Raw genomic sequence first — 3,453 nt, forward strand, 5'->3', positions numbered from 1 at the left:
GCCGGGGGGGGGGGGGGGGGGGGCCCCCCCCCCCGGCCCCGCCGGAACCGCGTTCCCGGCTGACGCCCGCCGGTCAGTGCTGCCCGGCTCCGTCCACGACCGCGCCCCACTCGTCGAGCAGTGCCTGCGCGGAGGCGTCGTCGGGGCCCTCGGCCCACAGGTGGGTGACGGCCTCCGCCGGGTCCGGCAGGACCAGCGCCCACCGGCCGTCGGCCTCGACCACCCGCACGCCGTCGGTGGTGTCCACCTGACGGTCGCCGGCCGCCTCCACGACCCGCCGCATGACGAGCCCCTTAGCCGCCCAGGGGGTGGGCACGTCCCGCTTGAGCACGTGCGCGCGCGGGATGCGGGCGTCGATCTGGCTCAGGGTGAGCTGCGTCCGCGCCACCAGTCCGATCAGCTGCACGAAGGCCGCCGATCCGTCGAAGACGCTGCTGAACTCCGGGACGATGAAACCGCCCCGTCCGTCCCCGCCGAAGATCGTGGTCTCCTCGCGGCCGACCCGGGTCAGGTCGTCGGGCGAGGTCGTCGTCCACTCCACCTGGGTGCCGTGGTACGCCGCCACCTGCTCGGCGACGCGCGTCGTGGTCACCGGCAGGGCCACCCTGCCGCTGCGCTTCTCGGCGGCCACCAGGTCCAGGAGCACGAGCAGTGCCCGGTCGTCCTCGATGATCCGGCCCCGCTCGTCCACCAGGGAGATCCGCTCGCCCACCGGGTCGAACCGCACCCCGAAGGCCGCCCTCGCAGAGGCCACGATCTCGCCGAGCCGCACCAGCCCCGCCCGCCGGGACTCCCGGGTCTCGGTCGGCCTGGACTCGTCGAGACCGGGGTTGATCGTCAGCGCGTCGACACCGAGGCGGCCGAGGAGGCTCGGCAGCACGAGCCCCGCACTGCCGTTCGAGGCGTCCACGACCACCTTGAGCCCGGCATCGGCGATCCCGGTGGTGTCCACCCGGCGCAGCAGCGAGCCCGTGTACGAGTCGAAGACGCTCGACGGGAACTGCAGGTCACCGATCTCCCCGGGGAAGGCACGCCGGTACTCCTGGCGTGCGTACACCCGGTCCAGCTTGCGCTGCTGGGCCTGGGAGAGGTCGGCTCCCCGCTCGTCGAGGAACATGATGTCCACCGAGTCCGGTACCCCGGGCGAGGTCCTGATCATGATCCCGCCGGCCGCGCCGCGGGCCGTCTGCTGACGCGCCACCGGCAGCGGCACGTTCTCCAGGTCGCGTACGTCGATGGCACTGGCCTGGAGCGCCGAGATCACCGCGCGCTTGAGCGCCCGGGCACCTCTGGAGTGGTCACGGGACGTGGTGACGATGGCGCCCTTCTTCAGCATCGTCGCGTACGCGCCCGCGAGCTTCACCACCAGCTCGGGGGTGATCTCCACGTTCAGGATCCCGGAGACGCCCCGGGCACCGAACAGGTGGGCCTGCCCGCGGGACTCCCAGATCACCGAGGTGTTGACGAAGGCGCCGGCCTCGATGGTCTTGAACGGGTACACCCGCACGTTGCCCTGGACGATGGATTCCTCGCCGACCAGGCACTCGTCGCCGATGACGGCGCCGTCCTCGATGCGGGCGGCCCGCATGATGTCGGTGTTCTTGCCGATCACGCAGCCGCGCAGGTTGCTGTGCGGGCCGATGTACACGTTGTCGTGGACCACGGCCTTGTGGAGGAAGGCGCCGCTCTTCACGACGACGTTCGACCCGACGACCGTGTGCTCGCGGAGCTCCACCCCGGCCTCGATCTTGGCGTAGTCGCCGACGTACAGCGGCCCGTGCAGCACGGCGTCAGGGCTGACCTCCGCCCCTTCGGCCACCCACACGCCGGGCGAGATCTCGAAGCCGTCCATGTCGACCTGGACCTTGCCCTCGAGCACGTCGGCCTGGGCCTTGACGTAGCTCTCGTGGGTGCCCACGTCCTCCCAGTAGCCCTCGGCGACGTAGCCGTAGATCGGCCGGCCTTCCTTCATCAGCTGCGGGAAGACGTCACCGGACCAGTCGACCGATACGTCGGGGTCGACGTAGTTGAAGATCTCCGGCTCCATCACGTAGATGCCGGTGTTGATGGTGTCCGAGAACACCTGCCCCCAGGTGGGCTTCTCGAGGAAGCGCTCGACCTTCCCTTCCTCGTCCACGATGGTGATGCCGAATTCCAGCGGGTTCGGCACCCGGGTCAGGCACACCGTGACGAGTGCGCCCTTCTCCTTGTGGAAATTGATGAGATCGGTGAGGTCGAAGTCGGTCAGCGCGTCGCCGGAGATGACGAGGAACGTGTCGTCCTTCAGGGCCTCCTCGGCGTTCTTCACGCTGCCGGCGGTGCCGAGAGGCTTCTCCTCGTTGGCGTAGGTGAGCTCCATTCCGAGCTCCTCGCCGTCACCGAAGTAGTTCTTGACGAGCGACGCCAGGAACTGCACCGTGACCACGGTCTCGCTGAGCCCATGCCGCTTGAGCAGCCTCAGCACGTGCTCCATGATCGGCCGGTTCGCCACCGGCAGGAGCGGCTTGGGCATGCTTGAGGTCATGGGGCGAAGCCGCGTACCTTCGCCACCGGCCATCACGACGGCCTTCATGTCGGAAGAGTCCTCCTAGAGAGATGACGGTCCAGCCGACGTCACCCTTCTCGGACGGATACTCCGCTACTCCTCCGCGTCAGTACCGGCGCCGAGTGAGCTCAATCGGCCGTGGCGTCCGCCTTCACCAGACGGCGGACTTGCACCACGTAAAGGATTCCTGCCCACCAATAGAGCGTTGTACCCCATCCCGCGAACGCCCATCCGAAAACGGACGCCATCCAGGCCAACCAGCCGGTTCCGTCACTGAGCAGCAGGAGGGGGAAGGCGTACATCAGGTTGAAGGTGGCGGCCTTGCCGAGGAAGTTCACCTGCGGCGGCGGATAGCCGTGCCGGCGCAGGATCCACACCATGACCAGCAGCATCGCCTCACGGGCCAGGAGCGCGGCGGTGAGCCACAGGGGCAGGATCTCGCGCCAGGTCAGCCCGAAGAGCGTGGTCAGGACGTAGAGGCGGTCCGCGGCGGGGTCCAGCAGCCGGCCCAGTTTGCTGATCTGATTCCAGCGGCGCGCGAGCTTTCCGTCGAGGTAGTCACTGATGCCGCTCAGCATGAGGACGGCCAGCGCCCAGCCGTCGTACTCCTCGAGGATCAGCCAGAGGAACAGCGGCACGCCGACGAGACGAGCCATGCTCAGGATGTTCGGAATGGTGAAAATTCGGTCAGTCTGAACCCGAGTCTCCTGGACCTCCACCCGGGGGCCTCCACTGTGACGCTAGAAACGGTCGAATCGATGCCCCCTGACCCTACAGGAGTCCCCCAACGGCTCCGTTGGCGCAGGGGCGGGTCCGGAACGCAGAAAAGCCCCGCACCAGAAGGTGCGGGGCTTTCCCACAATGATTGTTCGGCGGCGTCCTACTCTCCCACAGGGTCCCCCCTGCAG

Annotated in this window: 2 protein-coding genes; both read right to left on the bottom strand. The window is 68.6% G+C overall.

The annotated features are described in order from the left end of the window. Window positions 1–73: 73 nt before the first annotated feature. Entirely contained in the window at window positions 74–2,572 is a 2,499-nt protein-coding gene (locus tag AB0D45_RS34645) for a mannose-1-phosphate guanyltransferase (RefSeq protein WP_362466644.1), read from the bottom strand. A 101-nt stretch (window positions 2,573–2,673) separates the two neighbouring features. Continuing rightward, on the bottom strand, window positions 2,674–3,264 hold the full coding sequence (locus tag AB0D45_RS34650; RefSeq protein WP_362466647.1) for a CDP-alcohol phosphatidyltransferase family protein: 591 nt from the start codon (window positions 3,262–3,264) through the stop codon (window positions 2,674–2,676). Window positions 3,265–3,453 lie beyond the last annotated feature (189 nt).

The organism is Streptomyces sp. NPDC048352 (genome assembly GCF_040651895.1).
Taxonomy (GTDB): Bacteria; Actinomycetota; Actinomycetes; order Streptomycetales; family Streptomycetaceae; genus Streptomyces.

Excerpts from the sequence above, each read along its gene's own strand:
- AB0D45_RS34645 (WP_362466644.1), bottom strand. The coding sequence starts at position 2,572 with ATGAAGGCCGTCGTGATGGCCGGTGGCGAAGGTACGCGGCTTCGCCCC.